Below are 15197 nucleotides of genomic sequence, written 5' to 3'. Positions count from 1 at the left end.
GCGCACGCCGACGGCAGCCCATGACCGACTGGCAAGGCCCGCGGGGCGCGGCCGAGGAGCGGGCTCGCCGGTCATGACCATGTGCCGTGAGCGGCTGGCACCCCTTCCCAAGTACGTGGCGCTCAAGCTCGATGCCTCACGTCACCCGCCTGACAGGCTCGGAATGCGGGCGCTTCAGCGCCTTGATCCGCGGCTGCCGGCCGCTCTCTTTCACTTGCACGCAACTCGACGTTGTCGCCGGAGGTTTCATGGAAGTCGGTCTGTTCTACGCCCATCAGCTGCCGGACACCTCCCCGGCCGACGGGTTCGACTGGGACATGCAGGTGGTCCGATGGGCCGAGGAGTACGGGCTGAATGAGGCCTGGTTCTCCGAGCACTTCACCGAGGGCTACGAGCGCTGGTCCTCTCCCGAGCTGCACATCGCCGCGGCCGCCCAGCAGACGTCCCGGCTCAAGCTCGGCACCGCCGCCAACCTGCTGCCCTACCACAACCCCATCGCGCTGGCCTACCGGCTCATGGCCCTGGACCACATCACCCGCGGCCGGCTGATGGTCGGCTTCGGCGCCGGCGCCTACCCCACCGACGCCCAGCTGTTCGGCACCGAACTGCCCGCCCAGAACCACGAGATGCTGGAAGAGGCTCAGGACCTCATCCGCCGCATCTGGGCCAACACCGGCGAGCCGCTCACCCTCACCGGCAAGTACTACAACCTCGACATCCCGCCCCTGGACAACCCGCTGCTGCTGGGCAACCACTGGCGCCCCTACCAGGACGGCGGCCCTCGCATCGCCTGCGCCGGGTTCTCCCCCCGCTCCTCCTCCATCCGCCAGGGCGGCGCCCGCGGCGACATCCCGCTCAGCATCGCCATGACCGACGAATACCTGGCCGGGCACTGGGAGGTGTACGCCGAGGGCGCCCGCAGCGCTGGCCGCACCCCCGACCGCACCGACTGGCGGGTGGTCCGGGACGTCATCGTCGCCGACACCGACGAAGAGGCCTTCGCCCTGGCCACCTCCACCCCGCTGCGCCGCCAGCAGGAGGAATGGGTCATCCCGCACAACATCAGCGCCATGGGACTCCCCGACGGCATCAAGCCGGAAGACGTCACCGTCGACCTCCTGGCCCAGTACATGTGGATCGTCGGCTCGGTCGACACTGTCGTCGAACGGCTGGCCACCGAGTACGAACGCTGCGGCGGGTGGGGCACCCTGCTGGTCTACAACTACGACTTCCACAGCCAGCCCGACGCCTTCCGCCGCCACCTGCAGCTCCTCGGCACGGAAGTCGCCCCTCGGCTCACCGAACGCGTCAAGCACCTCAACCCCACCACCTGAACAACCTTCGGGCATCAGCAGCCGTCGCTCGGGACGGCTCACGAGAAGGCCGCGGCCGGCCCCTGCTGGATCGTTCGGGCAGGGACCTGCCGCCGGGCCGGTTTCACCGCAGCAGCGATGCGGGCAGCGGACCGTCGTGTGGTCTCGTGCCGCCTGCTCCGACCCCCCCCAGCTGTGCACCCCTGGACACGTTCGGCCGGCCCTCAACGACGAGGTCGCCGAACCGCCGGAGTCCTGAACGAAAGGAACGACGCCGATGACGGTCACCCTGGACAAGAGTGTCGAGGACTTCGTCGCGAAGCCCCGGCAGCTCTTCATCGACGGCCGGTGGGTGGACGCCGCCTCCGGCAAGACCTTCACCACCCCCGACCCGGCCACCGGCGAGACGCTGGCCCGCATCGCCGAGGCCGACGCCGAGGACGTCGAACGCGCGGTGAAGGCCGCCCGGCGAGCCTTCGAAGGCCCGTGGTCGCGACTGACTCCGTCCGAGCGTGGCAGGATGATCTGGCGGATCGGTGACCTCATCCTGGAACACCTTGAGGAGCTCGCCCAGCTGGAGTCGCTGGACAACGGCAAGCCGCTGGCCGTGGCCAGGTTCGCCGACGTGCCATTGGCCGCCGACCTGTTCCACTACATGGCGGGCTGGGCCACCAAGATCGAGGGCAACACGATCTCGATCTCCGCACCGACCGCGCCCGGCGCCGCGTTCCACGCCTACACGCTCCGGGAGCCGGTCGGCGTGGTCGCCCAGATCATCCCGTGGAACTTCCCGCTGCTGATGGCGGCCTGGAAGCTCGGTCCCGCGCTGGCGACCGGCAACACGGTGATCCTCAAGCCGGCCGAGCAGACGCCTCTGTCGGCGTTGCGGCTGGCCGAGCTGATCGCCGAGGCGGGCATCCCGGATGGCGTGGTCAACGTGCTGCCCGGCTACGGGGAGACGGCCGGGGCCGCGCTCGCCGCGCACCCCGGCGTGGACAAGGTGGCCTTCACCGGCTCCACCGAGGTCGGCAAGCTCATCGTGCGGGCCGCGGCCGGCAACCTGAAGAAGGTGACCCTGGAGCTCGGTGGCAAGAGTCCCAACATCGTCTTCGACGACGCCGACCCGGCGCTCGCCATCGAGGGCGCGGCCAACGCGATCTTCTTCAACCACGGCCAGTGCTGCGTGGCGGGCTCGCGCCTGTTCGTCCATCAGAGCAGGTTCGACGAGGTGGTCGAGGGCGTGGCCGGCATCGCCCGCAGCATCAAGCTCGGCCGGGGCCTGGAGCCGGACACCCAGATGGGGCCGCTGGTCTCCGACGAGCAGCTGCGCCGGGTGACCGGCTTGCTCGACTCCGGCCGGGACGAGGGCGCGCGAGCGGTGGCCGGCGGCGCACGGCATGGCGAGCGAGGCTACTTCGTCGAGCCCACCGTGCTCACCGACATCCGCCCCGACATGAGGGTCGTCCGCGAGGAGATCTTCGGCCCGGTCGTGGTGGCCTCGCCGTTCTCCGACCTGGACGAGATCGCCGCCCAGGCCAACGACACCCCGTACGGGCTGGGCGCCGGCATCTGGACGCGCGACATCTCCAAGGCGCACGCGCTCGCGAGCAAGATCCGGTCGGGTACGGTGTGGATCAACTGCTACAACGTCTTCGACGCCGCTCTGCCGTTCGGCGGCTACAAGCAGTCCGGCTGGGGCCGGGAGATGGGTCACGAGGCGCTGGAGGCATACACCGAGGTCAAATCGGTCTGCACCCGGCTCCAGTGACTGTGGGTCATCGAGCAGGTTGAAGGGCGGGCGCCCGGCGCCCGCCCTTACCCATGCCGGCGACGGCCGGCTTTCACCTGATCAGACAACTGTCACGGACGCGGGCTTCGCTCAGATGAGAGCGGGCGGACGATAGCCACCCACACCGCGGTCAGCGCGATGAGCACGGCGACGAGTGCCGTACCGAGGCGGAAGTTGGTGGTCCGGGCGAAGCCCCGCCTTCCTTGCGACCACGACCCCAACGCCCACGTGAGCGCCCCGCCCGTGAGTGCGATGCCGGCGGTGGCGGCCGGCAGTCCCCGCTCGCCGGCCGGCATCAAGGGCACCATGGCCTCGGCGGCGTAGAAGGCAAGGCGCCGGTGGTCAGCCCGAGCAGCGCCACGACGGCGGGCAGGCCGGCCGTCGCCCTCAAGGTGTCCCTGGGTAACAGGCGGGGCAGTGCCGCGGCGAGCACGATCAGTCCTTCAGAACGAGCAGCCCGGCACCGCTGCCGTACTGCGTCAGGACCGCACCGACGGCGGTCAGCGCGGCCCGACCGGCCTTGCGGTGCAGGCCTGGAGCGGCGATGACCGGCCGCTGGAGACAGGGTGTCCGGCCAGGCCGCGCAGCAGAGCCGGTGCCGCCACGGTGATCAGCGCCGGCACGGACAGGAACACCCATCGCCGGCCGACCGTGTCCACGATGACGCCGGCGGTGATCGGGCCGGCCAGCGAGGGCGGCACTCAGGCGGTGGCGGGCAAGGAGAAGATCCTCGGGCGGTGCTCCTCCGGATACACCTTGGCCACCACGACGTACACGGCCACGCCGACCAGGGCGCCGCCGAAGCCCTGCACCACCCGGCCCGCAATCAGCACCTCCATCGAGGTCGCCGGCCCCGCGAGGAGCAGGCCCGTGACGAAGCCGGTCGTCCCGGTCCACAAGGGCGCCTGCGGCCCGCGTCAGTGCTCGGTGGTTCATGTCCGCGTCCCCAGGTGGCACCGGGGAGGGGAGTTCGTTCAGCCGCTGCGCGTAACGATCCTCCAGAACCCACGTGCTGGTCCCGGGCTACGGGCATGGCGTCCTCACAGCAGCGAATGATCTTTCGCATCACCTTGGTGCCGAGTGGGGAGCGCCGTCCAGGAACCGCAGCGCGGCTGTCGCTGCACGAGCATCGCATGGCGCGCCGGTTCAATCCGTGCCGCTGCCGCGCAGGGAGTATCACGGCATCGGCCAGAGCGGCACGTCCGGTGCGGTGAGCCCGGGTGACGCCTTCCTCGCACTACCCCGATTGGAGAGGCGTGGACGACACGACTTCGCACAGCGCGCCATCGCTCGAGACGCAGCAGGACGGCCGCGAGCACCTGCAAGGCCATCTCGGCACCGGTGGCTTGATCTTCACCGCCCTCGCCTTCAACGCCCCGCTGACCGTCATGGCGGCGACCGTCCCCATCGTCATCAGCGGCGGCATCGGAGCCGGCACCCCCGTGGTCTACTTAACGATCATGGCGTTGGTGCTCGTCTTCGCCGTGGGCCTGGTGGCCATGGCTCGATACATGGAGAAACCGGGCGCCTTCTACACCTACATCATCGCGGGACTGGGCCGCACCGTCGGGCTCGGCGGCGGCTTCCTCGCCATCCTGACGTACCTGGGGCTCGGCGCCTCGACCTACGTGGTCGCCGGTTTCTCCGAGCAGAGTCTCCTGCACAACAACCTGGGCGGCCCGGACATCCCGTGGTGGCTGATCGTGCTCGTCCAGTGGGCCGTGATCAGCTGGTTGAGCCTGCGTAACATCGACATCTCGGTACGCGTCCTCGGCGTCGCCCTGGCGGTCGAAGTCCTCATCGTCGCCGTCTGGAGCCTCGCCGTCGTGGCCAACGGCGGCCCGGAAGGCCGGTCGCTCGACCTGGACGGGCAACTGGCGACCGGCTCCCTCGGCTTCGCCCTGCTGATGGGGCTGTCCTGCCTGGGCGGGTTCGAGTCCATCCAGGTGTACCGCGATGAGACCCGCAACCCGGTGAAGACCATCCCGCGCGCGACGTACCTGACGGTCGTCTTTCTGGCCGGGTTCTACGGCATCGGCTCGTACGTCTACCTCATCGCCCACGGAACCGGCCCCGCGATGGCCACCGCGGCGGACCCCACCAACGCGTTCATGGCGAGCATCGCCGCCTACACCGGCACGTTCATGCAGCAGCTCGGCTACGTGCTGACGTGGTCCAGTGCGGCCGCCGCCCTGCTCGCCATCCACAACATCGCGGCGCGCTACGTCTTCGCCCTCGCGCGGGACGGGGTGTTCCCCCGATGGCTGGCCCGGGTGCACCCGCGGTACAAGTCCCCGTCCACCGCTGCCGTGGCGGTGTCCGTCACGCTCCTGGTGGTCGCCCTGGCTCCCGCGACGTTCCAGCTGGACCCCGTCGTCGGCTACACCATGCAGTACGGCCTGGCGAGCTGGTGCATGGTGGCGCTGTTCGCGGGAACGGCACTGGCCACCGTGGTGTTCTTCGCCCGCAACAGGCACCTGCACGTATCGGTCTGGAAGCGTCTCGTCGCCCCGGTCGTCGCGCTGTGCGGGATGTCGGTCGTGCTCTACCTGGCCACGGTGCAGCGTGAAGCCCTGTTCGGGTCGGCGGAGCTCGGGGCGCTCGGTATCGGTTTCCTCATCCTGGTGGCGCTGGGCGGTGCCCTGTACGCCCGCTGGCTCAAGGCCAGGCGTCCCGAGGTGTACGAGCGGATCGGGGACCAGGAGGAGAACGGTGTCCTCGTCCCGCTCGAACACCCTCCGGCGATCGAGGAGGACGAGGACTTCACCCCGCAGGTGACCGCGAGACCCGAGGACGTCCCCGGCACCTGAGCCGGGTGTCATCAGGGGCGCACGGTCACCGGGACCGAGGCGGGTCCGCGCAGGTTGATCCGGCCGTTCCACCTGACCTCTCCGTCGAGGGCGAGGGCCGGGAACCGGGACAGCATGCGCTCGAACACGACCCGCGCCTCCAGCCGGGCCAGCGCGGCGCCGAGGCAGTGGTGCGGCCCGGCTCCGAACGAGACATGGTGATGCGCGTCTTCCCTGTCGACGCGCAGCTCGCCGGCATCCGGCCCGAAGCGCCGCTCGTCCCGGTTCGCCGAGCCGAGCAGCGCCATCACGAACGCCCCCGCGGGGATCTCGACGCCGCCCAGCACCATCGGTTCCAGAGTGACCCTCCCGCTCGCCTGGACGGGGCTGTCGTAGCGGAGCAGCTCCTCGACCGCTCCCGGCATGAGCGCCGGATCGGCGCGAAGCGCGGCGAGCTGGTCCGGATGCCGCAACAGGGCGACGGTGCCGCCGGAGAGCAGGTTCACGGTGGTCTCGTGGCCGGCGATGTAGAGCAGCAGGACCTGCGCGACGAGCTCGTCCTCGCTGAGCATGTCACCGTCCTCCTCCGCGTGGATGAGCGCGGTGAGCAGGTCGTCCGCTGGATGGCCGCGCTTCCACGCGATCATCTCCGCCGTGATGCCGACGAGCTCCTCCTGGGCGGCGACGATCGCGCTCATCACGTCCTCGTCGTTCACGGGCTCCAGCGCCCGGACCGCGGTGCCGCTCAGATCGCGGACCCGGGCGTGGTCGGTCGGCGGTGTGCCGAGCATCTCGGCGATCACGGCGAACGGCAGCGGAAACGCGAGCGTGGGCACCAGGTCCACGCTCGCGGCGTCGGCGATCTCGTCGAGCATTCCGTCGGTCAGCTCGGCGATGCGCGGTTCGAGCGCCTTGATGGCCCGGGGCGTGAACGCCTTCTGGACGAGCCTGCGCAGGCGAGTGTGGTCCGGCGGGTCCCGGTGGAGCATGGAGACGTCGTCGGTCGCCGGCATGGCAGACTGCCCGGCCTGGTCCTGCCCGGCGGCGTCGAAGGCGGTCACGTTGCGCATCTCGACCGAGGCGCCGGAGCGTAGCAACGCCGAGACGTCGTCATGGCCGGAGGCCACCCAGAAACCGAACGGGTTCTCGTGCACGGGCGCGGTCTCGCGCAGCCGCGCGTACTGCGTATAGGGATCGTCGGTGAACCCTTCAGCGAACGGGTCGAACAACGGATCTTCGGCGTTCCCTGCGGTGGTGAGCGGTTCACTGGTCATCGTGGCGTCCTCTCTGATCCCGGGTGTGGCCGTTGCGTGGGTCATGGTTCGGCGAGTTCGAGGAGCGCGGCGCGGGTCATCACGAGCTCCTCCTGGGTGACGTAGGCGACGTCGAACGCGAGCGCGGCGGCGAGGCCCTCGGCGGCGAAGCGGACGGCGTGGGTCCGGGCGGCGGGCAGCCCGTCCTTGAGGAAGGCGGCCCGCCACCATTCGGCGTCCGCGCGCAGCAGCTCGGCGACCTCGGGGACCTCCTCGATGCCGGCCCAGTGCGTGGAGGGGGCGAAGGTCCGGATCGCGTCTTCGCTGCCCCCGCACAGGGCGCGGACATAGCCGCGAAGGAGCTTGCCGGCGCGGTTCTCGGAGATGTCGGTGTGTTCCATCACCTCGTCGCGGAAGCGGGCGATGGCGTGGTCGACCACCGCGACAAGGAGCGCTTCGCGGTTGGAGAAGTGGTAGAGCAGGCCGCTTTTGGAGACTTCGGCGACGGTGGCGACGTCGGCGAGGCTGAACCGCATCCCGCGTTCCTGCAGGAGTTGTCCGGTGGCGGCGATGATCGCCTGGCGGGTGCGTTCGCGGTCGCGGCTCGTGGGCCGCTTAGTGGTGGCCGTCATGCTGGGGCTCCTTTTCTCTGGTCGAGGGAATCAAGCGCCATGCGACGCCGGAGGCGACGAGCAGGAGCGCGGCGGCGATGAGGGAGGTGACCTGCATGCTGCCGGTGAAGGCGTGCCGCGCGGACTCCATGATCGCAGCCAGCTTGCCGCCGGCCTGCTCGGCGATCGCGGCACCGGTGGCGAGCGAGTCGTTGAAGGCGGCGCGCACGTCCTCCGGCAGCCCGCCGGGCAGATCGAGGTGGGCCCGGTAGAGGGCGTTCTGCAGCGATCCGAGCACCGCGATGCCGAGTGCCACGCCCAGTTCGTAGGCGGTCTCCGACACCGACGAGGCGGCTCCCGCCCGCTCCTTGGGGACAGCGCCGACGACGGCGTCCGTGGACAGCGTCATGCTCAGGCCCGCGCCGAGCCCGCAGATGGACAGCGCGAGGCACAGCAGCCAGTAACCGGGAGCGGCCTCGGCGACCGCCAGCAGCGCGAGCCCAGACGCGGAGACGATCATCGAGATCGCGATCGCGCGCCCGCGGCCCAGATAGGTGAGGACGGTGCTGGCGATGGCGATGACGAGCATCGAGGCGATGGTCGCCGGCAGCTCCACCAGGCCCGCCTGGAGCGGGCCGAGGCCGCGTACGAGCTGTAGGTACTGCGAGAAGAAGAACAGCAGACCGATGAAGGCGAAGACCGCGATCGTCTCCGCCGCGACCGCGCCCGCGAACGCGGGGACACGGAACAGCGAGATGTCCACCAGCGGATGCTCGAGCCGGCGCTGGCGGCGTACGAACAGCGCGCCCGCCCCCAGACCGAGCACGGTGCTCACCGCCGCGGACACGTCGAAGCCGTGGCCGGCGATGTGCTTGATCGCGTACACGATCGGGACGATGGCCAGCACCGACAGCACCGCGGAGGCCACGTCGATCCTCTTGCCCGCGGGGTGCTTCGACTCCGGCAGCAGCGTGATCCCGCACACCACGACGAGCAGCATCACCGGCACGTTGATGAGGAACACCGATCCCCACCAGAAGTTCGCCAGCAACGCTCCGCCCACCAGCGGACCCACGGCTGCGCCTCCGGTCGCACCGGCCGCCCATACCGCGATCGCGCTCGCCCGCTGTTTCGGATCCTCGAAAATGTTGCGCAGGATCGACAGCGTCGACGGCATGATCGTCGCCCCGAACAGGCCCAGCAGCGCCCGCGCGAGGATCAGCATCTCCGCGTTGGGCGCGAACGCGGCGACCACCGACGTGAGTCCAAAACCGACCGAACCGATCAGCAGCAGCTTCTTGCGTCCGATCCGGTCGGCGAGGTTTCCCATCGTCACCAGCAGTCCGGCGATCATGAACGAATAGATGTCGCCCGTCCACAACACCTCCGTCGAGGTGAGCATGAGGTCGGCCGTCATCGCCGGGATCGCCAGGACGAGCACGGTGCCGTCCACTGCCAGCAGCACGACGGCGAGCGTGAGCACGATCAGGGAAAGCCATTCGCGCCGTCCGGCGCGTGTTCGAGTGGTAATCGTCGTCATGACATCCACTGTACCTCTTGGACGGTACAACAGACCAATTGGTCAGTTAGGAGAGTGTGGCCGTGCACGGATGCCGATCGTCGCAGGTGGGATCGCCGCTACCGGGACCCTGTGAGGGGCAGGCGCCCCTCCGCCAGAGCCGTCGTGGCCGCCACGATCTGGAGGAGCGAGCGCTCGTCGGCCAGGTCGTCGGGGCGGGCGAGCCGCTGCAGGATCAGCCCGTCGAGCCCGGCGAAGAAGAAGCGGGCCACCTCCTCGACCGGATGGGCCAAGGTCATGCCCGCGTATGCCGCGGCCTCCCGGAACGCGTCCTCGAAGACGCCGTCGAGCCGCCGCTGATACGCGGCGATGGTGGGGCGCAAGGACGGGGAGCGAAGCCCCATGACGAACAGCTCGGCGATCAACTGGTGGACGTGGGGCTGTTCGACGACGGTACGCCACAGCCGCTGGGCGAACGCGCCGATGATGGCGTGGAAGTCCGGGCCCGCCGGTATGTCGATGGCCCTGACCTGCTCGGCGATGTCGGCGGTCAGTTGCTCGATGACCGCTCGGTACAGCTCGTCCTTGGCGCCGTAGACGTAGTGCACCGTCGCCTGCGCGATGCCGAGTTCGGCGGCGATCGCCCGCGTGCTGGCGGCTGCCACGCCGTCCCGGCGCATCACGGCGATGGCGGCGCGGATGAGCTGTGGTCGGCGCTCGGCGGCGCTCACGTGTGCCACGGTCTGATCGTAGGGGACCGCGGACCCCCGACGGCAGAAGTTGTTCAGGTGACATTGTCAGGTGAACAAATCGCGTCTACGGTGGGGCCACGACGACCGGTCAGCCCTGGCTCGCTGACCCGTGACGACCCGGAGCACCGCGTGAAGAGCATTCGATCCGCTGCCCGTCCCGCTCGGTTCGTGCCGTACCGTACGGCGACCCAGCCCGCCACGCCGGAGGTCTCGCTGTGATGGCGGAGACCGCGGGGCGCCTGGACATGGACGGGCCGATCACCCCCGAGTGCGTGCGAGCGTGGAACAACGCCTACGTGTCGAGCCGCATGGCCGATTCGGTGTGGTTCCCGGAGCAGCTCACGTCGTTTCGCGGCCGGTTCCGGCGGCGCACGCTGCAGGACCTCGTTCTGGTCGACGTCGAAGCCGACCCCTTCGGCACCCGCTACGCGAGTGACTCGCCGGTGACGCAGTACATCGGCGTGTCGGTGAACACACGCAGGTTCACCGAGCGGGTGGTGTTCGGCGACCACCGTGAGTACGTGCTGTCGGCACCGGTCGAGGTCTGGGACGCCACGACGTTGGTGGAGTCGGAGATCCTCGACCCGATGTCGCAGACCGTGGTGCTCGTGCCGAAGCCGGCGCTGCACATGGCCAAGAGCAACTCGCTGATACTGGACGAGGCGGTGCTCGAGGAGGATCAGGCCTCGCTGCGCCTCCTGCGCGGGGTGCTCCTCACCATAGCGGCCGAAGCGGACCGGCTCAGTCCCACGGCCATCGGGGTGGCGCGCAACATCGTCGTCGAACTCCTGCTCAGCGTGGTGCAGGAGCATCGCCGGCCATCGGGAGCGGCAGTCAGCGAAGGCATGCGCCTGTCGGTGAGCCGGTGGATCGACGACCACCTCCACCTCGGCCAGGTTCTGCCGGCCCAGGCCGCTGAGCAGCACGGAATCTCCGTGCGCTCACTGCATCGCCTGTTCGCCGACTCGGGCGAGAGCTTCGGTTCCCTGGTGCGCCGGCGCCGGCTGGAGCGGGCCTGCCGCGACCTGCTGCACACCGACGACATGGTCCAGACCATCGCCATGCGCTGGGGTTACGCCGATGCGAGCCACTTCATCAACGACTTCAAACGGGTGCACGGCAGCACACCGGCCACCTACCGCAAAGGGCTGCGGAAGGCGCCCTGACCGCGACCGCGGGGCGTGACGCAGGCGGTCGATCGGCTGGCACGCTGGCCCAATGAGCGTCCTGTGCTGGTGCAGCACCGTGGTGGGGTCTGGACCGGCCGTACAGGAGGCAGTCGATGGAGCCACGGTGGAGCAGTTCGAAGGCGTTGTGGGAGCGCGCGTGCCGGAGCATCGGCGGTGGCGTGGCCTCCAGCGTGCGTGGCGGGGTGTATCCGCACCAGTTGTATTTCGAGTCCGGCAAGGGCGCCCACCTGGTCGACATCGACGGTGACCGCTACATCGACTACGTGCTGGGCTGGGGCCCCTTGCTGCTGGGGCACGGCCACCCGGCGATCCTGGAAGCCGCGCACGCCCAGCTGGACCGGGGCATCATGTTCGGCGGCGGGAACATGCACGAGGTCGTCGCCGCGGAGCGTTTCCTGGGCGCCCTCGGATGGGCTGAACGCCTGCTGTGGACGAACACCGGCACGGAGGCCGTCCAGATCGCCCTGCGTCTGGCGCGCGCGCACACGGGACGGGACATCGTCGTCAAGCTCGGCGGCGGATACCACGGATGGCACGACACCGTGCTGGCCAGCTACATGGGTTACGGCAAGGGGGGAGAGCCTGTTCCGCACTCGCTGGGACAGCCAGCCTCCTCGCTGGCGGACCTGCGTGTCGGCCTCTACAACGACCTGGACAACTGCGCGTCGGCCTTCGAGGCCGAGCCCGGGCGGATCGCCGCCGTTCTGGTCGATCCGACCTCGTCGAACACCGGTAGCGTCGCCCCCGAGCCCGGTTACCTGGAGGGCCTGCGACGGCTGTGCGACGAACACGGCGCGTTGCTGATCTTCGACGAGGTGGTCTCCGGGCTGCGACTCGGCCTGTCCGGCGCCGCCGGCCGCTTCGGTGTCACCCCGGATCTCGCGACGTACGGGAAGGCCATCGGGAGCGGCATGGCGGTGGCCGCGGTGGCCGGCAGGGGCGAGGTGATCGACCTCGTCCTGCAGGGCGCCGTCCATTCGGGCACGTTCAACGGCAACCCGCTGGCGATGACGGTCCTGACCGCCACGCTCGACGTGCTGTCCCAGCCAGGGGTGTACGACCATATCGACGCGCTGGGGCAGGCCCTGGTCAAGGGGGTGCGCATGGCGGCGATCGAGGCCGGGCACGTGGTGGCCGCGCACCATCTCGGGGCCACGGCGATGGTCGCTCCGGGAGTGCCCCGGCTCACCGGTCCGGATGACTACGCCGAGGCCGACTGGGAGCACTGGGGCAAGCACGTCGTCCCGGCCATGCTCGAGTACGGCGTCTATCTGCTGCCGGGAGGGCGGTTGTTCCTGTCCACCCAGCACACCCTGGCGGATGTGGACGCGACGACGGAAGCGTTCGCCGACGTCTTCGACTCGCTGCCGGCGCCTCGGGTCCAGGGGAACAGCGACAGCTGACCTGCTTGGAAGGGCAGCGGCTCGCGGATTCAGCCGGAACCGCGAGCCGCTGCCCTGACGGCCTCCACCAGAGCTGTGGCTTCGGTGTCCTTGAGCAGGAATCCCGCCACGCCAGCCCGCCGTGCCCGGGACGCGTCCTCATCGGTGGCGAACGTGGTCAGGATCAGCACGGCGCAGACCCCGGTCAGTCGCCCGGCGGCGGAGACGCCGTCGAGCCGCGGCATCCGCACGTCCATCAGCACCACGTCGGGTCGCAACTCCCGGGCCATGGTGACCGCCTGTTCACCGTCGCCGGCCTCACCTACGACCTCGATGTCGTCGGTCCCGTTGAGGATCATCATGATCGCGCCTCTGACGTCGGCCTGGTCGTCGGCGATGAGCACCCGGATGGCGGTCACCCATCGGCCTCCGTCCTCGTGTCGTGGCCGCGCGTTCCCGTCCACCGGATGTCGGGCAGCAGGGCCCGCAGTGAGCGGCCCTTGAACGCGCCGTACCAGACGCCGGACCCGTAGGCCAGGTCGTCGAGGCGGCGGGCGACGGCGAAGCGGAACGGGTCGAGGTGGGCCTTGGTGCGGCGGAAATCGACGATCGTGTCGAAGAGGGCGGCGGCGGCCACGGCACGGCGCATGCGCCGGGAGAACAGGCAGCCGATCGCGGCCAGCGGCCACCAGTGGCGCAGCAGCAGGGCCTTGAGCTGCCAGGTCGCGGCGAGGGCGCGGTCGAAGGTGAGGACGGCGCCGAGCCGGACGGGGTGCTCGGTGTTGCGGACCTTGCGTGACAGGCGCAGGGTGGCGGCGGCGAAGATGAGCGCGGCGGCCGGCAGCGACCAGCGGCGTTGCAGGAGGAGGGCCGTGGCGAAGGCGGCGCTCCAGGGGGTGACGATGGCCGGGGCCACGTCACGGCCGTGCCGCTGGGCGAGCAGGTCGGCTCCGGTGCCGTAGAAGGCCTTGCGCCTGAGCCAGTCGGGGATGGCGGTGCGGTGCTCGTGATAGACGGTGGCGGCCGGCTCGTAGCGGACCCGGTGGCCTTCGCCGGCCAGCCGCCAGGCGAGGTCGACGTCCTCGCCGACGCGCATGCCTGCGCTGAAGCCGGATCCGAGGGCGTCCACCTTGGCCAGCAGGCAGGCGCTGGGCACCCAGGAGACGGGCGCGCGAGGGCGGACGATGCCCGCATGCACGCCGAGGTCGAGTGAGGAGCGGGCGTCCTCGTAGCGTCCGACCCACCGGTCCCGGCCGGGCAGGCGCAGCCCCAGCACACGCGGGGCGACCATGGCCACGCGCGGGTCGTTGAAGTGCCGCAGCAGCAGCGGCAGGGCGTCGGGTTCGAGGACCACATCGTCGTCGGCGAAGGCGACGTAGGGGGTGGTGACCCGTTTCAGCCCTTCGTTACGGGCGGTGGCGGGGCCCACGTTCCGCTTCAGCGCGACGAGCTCGGCACCATGGCGGGAGACGACGCCGGCGATGGCGGCAGGGGCTCGTGACGCGTCGTCCACCACGATCACATGGTGCCGGTCTCCGATGCAGGTGAGCAGTCTGCCGAGGGCTTCCGGCCGGTCGCGTACGGGGATCACGACGGTGATGAGCGCCGGGTCGAGGCCGGGCAGGTCGGCCACGACGGGATCGGCCAGGCCGCCTTCGAGCAGCCGGTCGGCCAGCAGGGCGGAGGCGCGGTCGCGGACGCGGATGGTGCGGCCGTCGAGGTGAGCGGCGGCGGCCTTGGACAGGCGGATCAGGCGGGTCGGGGCTCCGCCGACCAGAGTGCGGCCCTGGTCGCGGACTCGCACGTGCCGATTCAGCCGGACGGCGAACCCGATCGGCAGCGAACCGGCGTCGCGGGTGCTGGTCATGGGGTGATTCCTCTTCCTCTCGCGGCGCCCGGCGCCCGGGGGTGCATCAGGCACCCGTCCGGGCCCACGTGCCCTTCACTCACCCTGGCCGCCACGTCCTCCGCCATGCGGTCGAACAGGCGCTGCCCTTCCTGCGCAGAAGCGGCGGTGGGATCCCCGAGCACCCCTGAGGGCGACACGCCGGCTATGCCTCTGGCGAGGATGTCCGGCATGAGCTGGGGAAGGGGGGTGAGGTTGCCGGGCTTCGCCCGGGCCAGGTCCACGAGGTGGGGGGCCAGGTGCAGCATGAGCGAGGTCTCGCTGCGTCCCGCGTGTGCGTCGGCGCCGTCGGCGGCGCACGGCGCCCACGCTACGTGGTGGCCTTCGGCTCTCAACTGCGTGACGGCCTCGGCCAGGCCGCGCACGTTGCCGCCGTGCCCGTTGACGATCACGGTGCGTCCTGCCCACAACGACAGGGATCGGACGAGTTCGACCAGCAGGAACCGCAGGGCCTCCGTGCCGAGCGACATGGTGCCGGGGAAGCCCTGGTGCTCGCCGCTGGCGCCATAGACGAGGGCGGGCGCGACCACGACCGGAGCGGCCAGGCGCGCCGAGGCGGCTCGCGTGACCGCGACGGCGATCGTGGTGTCGGTGTGCAGGGGCAGGTGGGGTCCGTGCTGCTCGGTCGATCCGAGGGGGATCAGGACGGTGGGCGATGACGGCAGTGCGGGCCAGGGCAGGTCTGCTGACACC

The 15197-nt window shown here is 70.3% G+C and carries 14 protein-coding genes; 5 read left to right on the top strand and 9 right to left on the bottom strand.

What is annotated here, in order from left to right:
- The first annotated feature begins 248 nt into the window (after window positions 1–248).
- A complete protein-coding gene (locus tag HD593_RS40700; RefSeq protein ID WP_185107612.1) occupies window positions 249–1334 on the top strand; it encodes an LLM class flavin-dependent oxidoreductase in 1086 nt (361 codons plus the stop codon).
- Window positions 1335–1590: 256 nt separating this feature from the next.
- Window positions 1591–3081 carry an aldehyde dehydrogenase family protein gene (locus tag HD593_RS40695; protein ID WP_185107609.1) on the top strand — a complete coding sequence of 497 codons (1491 nt, stop codon included), beginning with the start codon at window positions 1591–1593 and terminating at the stop codon, window positions 3079–3081.
- Between the two features lie 521 nt (window positions 3082–3602).
- Here the strand turns inward: HD593_RS40695 and HD593_RS40690 are convergent.
- Together HD593_RS40690 and HD593_RS40685 are read right to left on the bottom strand one after the other, a co-directional pair.
- Window positions 3603–3803 carry a hypothetical protein gene (locus tag HD593_RS40690; RefSeq protein ID WP_185107608.1) on the bottom strand — a complete coding sequence of 67 codons (201 nt, stop codon included), beginning with the start codon at window positions 3801–3803 and terminating at the stop codon, window positions 3603–3605.
- Entirely contained in the window at window positions 3804–4001 is a 198-nt protein-coding gene (locus HD593_RS40685) for an MFS transporter (protein ID WP_185107606.1), read from the bottom strand. It abuts the gene before it with no gap.
- Between the two features lie 357 nt (window positions 4002–4358).
- Between HD593_RS40685 and HD593_RS40680 the strand changes: the two genes are divergently transcribed.
- Window positions 4359–5912, top strand: a complete 1554-nt coding sequence (locus HD593_RS40680) for an APC family permease (RefSeq protein ID WP_185107604.1) — start codon at window positions 4359–4361, stop codon at window positions 5910–5912.
- A gap of 11 nt (window positions 5913–5923) precedes the next feature.
- Here the strand turns inward: HD593_RS40680 and HD593_RS40675 are convergent, their stop codons facing one another.
- The 4 genes from HD593_RS40675 to HD593_RS40660 all read right to left on the bottom strand — a co-directional run bounded on the left by HD593_RS40675 (window position 5924) and on the right by HD593_RS40660 (window position 10014).
- A complete protein-coding gene (locus tag HD593_RS40675) occupies window positions 5924–7165 on the bottom strand; it encodes a cytochrome P450 (protein ID WP_185107602.1) in 1242 nt (413 codons plus the stop codon).
- 41 nt (window positions 7166–7206) lie between these two features.
- Window positions 7207–7776 carry a TetR/AcrR family transcriptional regulator gene (locus HD593_RS40670; protein WP_185107600.1) on the bottom strand — a complete coding sequence of 190 codons (570 nt, stop codon included), beginning with the start codon at window positions 7774–7776 and terminating at the stop codon, window positions 7207–7209.
- Window positions 7760–9295, bottom strand: a complete 1536-nt coding sequence (locus HD593_RS40665; protein ID WP_185107598.1) for an MFS transporter — start codon at window positions 9293–9295, stop codon at window positions 7760–7762. The genes HD593_RS40670 and HD593_RS40665 overlap by 17 nt, the downstream gene beginning before the upstream one ends.
- A gap of 98 nt (window positions 9296–9393) precedes the next feature.
- On the bottom strand, window positions 9394–10014 hold the full coding sequence (locus HD593_RS40660; protein WP_185107597.1) for a TetR/AcrR family transcriptional regulator: 621 nt from the start codon (window positions 10012–10014) through the stop codon (window positions 9394–9396).
- A 230-nt stretch (window positions 10015–10244) separates the two neighbouring features.
- Between HD593_RS40660 and HD593_RS40655 the strand changes: the two genes are divergently transcribed.
- Entirely contained in the window at window positions 10245–11192 is a 948-nt protein-coding gene (locus HD593_RS40655; RefSeq protein ID WP_185107595.1) for a helix-turn-helix domain-containing protein, read from the top strand.
- Between the two features lie 116 nt (window positions 11193–11308).
- Window positions 11309–12619, top strand: a complete 1311-nt coding sequence (locus tag HD593_RS40650; protein WP_185107593.1) for an aspartate aminotransferase family protein — start codon at window positions 11309–11311, stop codon at window positions 12617–12619.
- A gap of 29 nt (window positions 12620–12648) precedes the next feature.
- Here HD593_RS40650 and HD593_RS40645 read toward each other — a convergent pair whose 3' ends face one another.
- From HD593_RS40645 to mftE, 3 genes are read right to left on the bottom strand one after another with little or no spacing between them, the layout of a single operon-like run.
- A complete protein-coding gene (locus tag HD593_RS40645) occupies window positions 12649–13017 on the bottom strand; it encodes a response regulator (RefSeq protein WP_312904065.1) in 369 nt (122 codons plus the stop codon).
- On the bottom strand, window positions 13014–14465 hold the full coding sequence (gene mftF, locus HD593_RS40640) for a mycofactocin biosynthesis glycosyltransferase MftF (protein ID WP_185107591.1): 1452 nt from the start codon (window positions 14463–14465) through the stop codon (window positions 13014–13016). Before mftF ends, HD593_RS40645 begins: the two co-directional genes overlap by 4 nt.
- Window positions 14462–15196 (bottom strand): mycofactocin biosynthesis peptidyl-dipeptidase MftE, encoded by a 735-nt coding sequence (gene mftE / locus HD593_RS40635; RefSeq protein ID WP_185107589.1) that lies wholly within the window; start codon window positions 15194–15196, stop codon window positions 14462–14464. The genes mftF and mftE overlap by 4 nt, the downstream gene beginning before the upstream one ends.
- Between the last annotated feature and the right edge of the window lies 1 nt (window position 15197).

Source organism: Nonomuraea rubra (genome assembly GCF_014207985.1).
GTDB lineage: Bacteria > Actinomycetota > Actinomycetes > Streptosporangiales > Streptosporangiaceae > Nonomuraea > Nonomuraea rubra.
The sequence above is the reverse complement of the archived record's forward strand: the minus strand, read 5'-3'. Positions and strand labels throughout refer to the sequence as shown.

Bases quoted from the DNA above. Each gene is read 5' to 3' on its own strand.
- HD593_RS40700 (WP_185107612.1), top strand. From the start codon at position 249: ATGGAAGTCGGTCTGTTCTACGCCCATCAGCTGCCGGACACCTCCCCG.
- HD593_RS40695 (WP_185107609.1), top strand. From the start codon at position 1,591: ATGACGGTCACCCTGGACAAGAGTGTCGAGGACTTCGTCGCGAAGCCC.
- HD593_RS40675 (WP_185107602.1), bottom strand. From the start codon at position 7,165: ATGACCAGTGAACCGCTCACCACCGCAGGGAACGCCGAAGATCCGTTG.
- HD593_RS40670 (WP_185107600.1), bottom strand. From the start codon at position 7,776: ATGACGGCCACCACTAAGCGGCCCACGAGCCGCGACCGCGAACGCACC.
- HD593_RS40665 (WP_185107598.1), bottom strand. From the start codon at position 9,295: ATGACGACGATTACCACTCGAACACGCGCCGGACGGCGCGAATGGCTT.
- HD593_RS40655 (WP_185107595.1), top strand. From the start codon at position 10,245: ATGGCGGAGACCGCGGGGCGCCTGGACATGGACGGGCCGATCACCCCC.
- HD593_RS40650 (WP_185107593.1), top strand. From the start codon at position 11,309: ATGGAGCCACGGTGGAGCAGTTCGAAGGCGTTGTGGGAGCGCGCGTGC.
- mftF (WP_185107591.1), bottom strand. From the start codon at position 14,465: ATGACCAGCACCCGCGACGCCGGTTCGCTGCCGATCGGGTTCGCCGTC.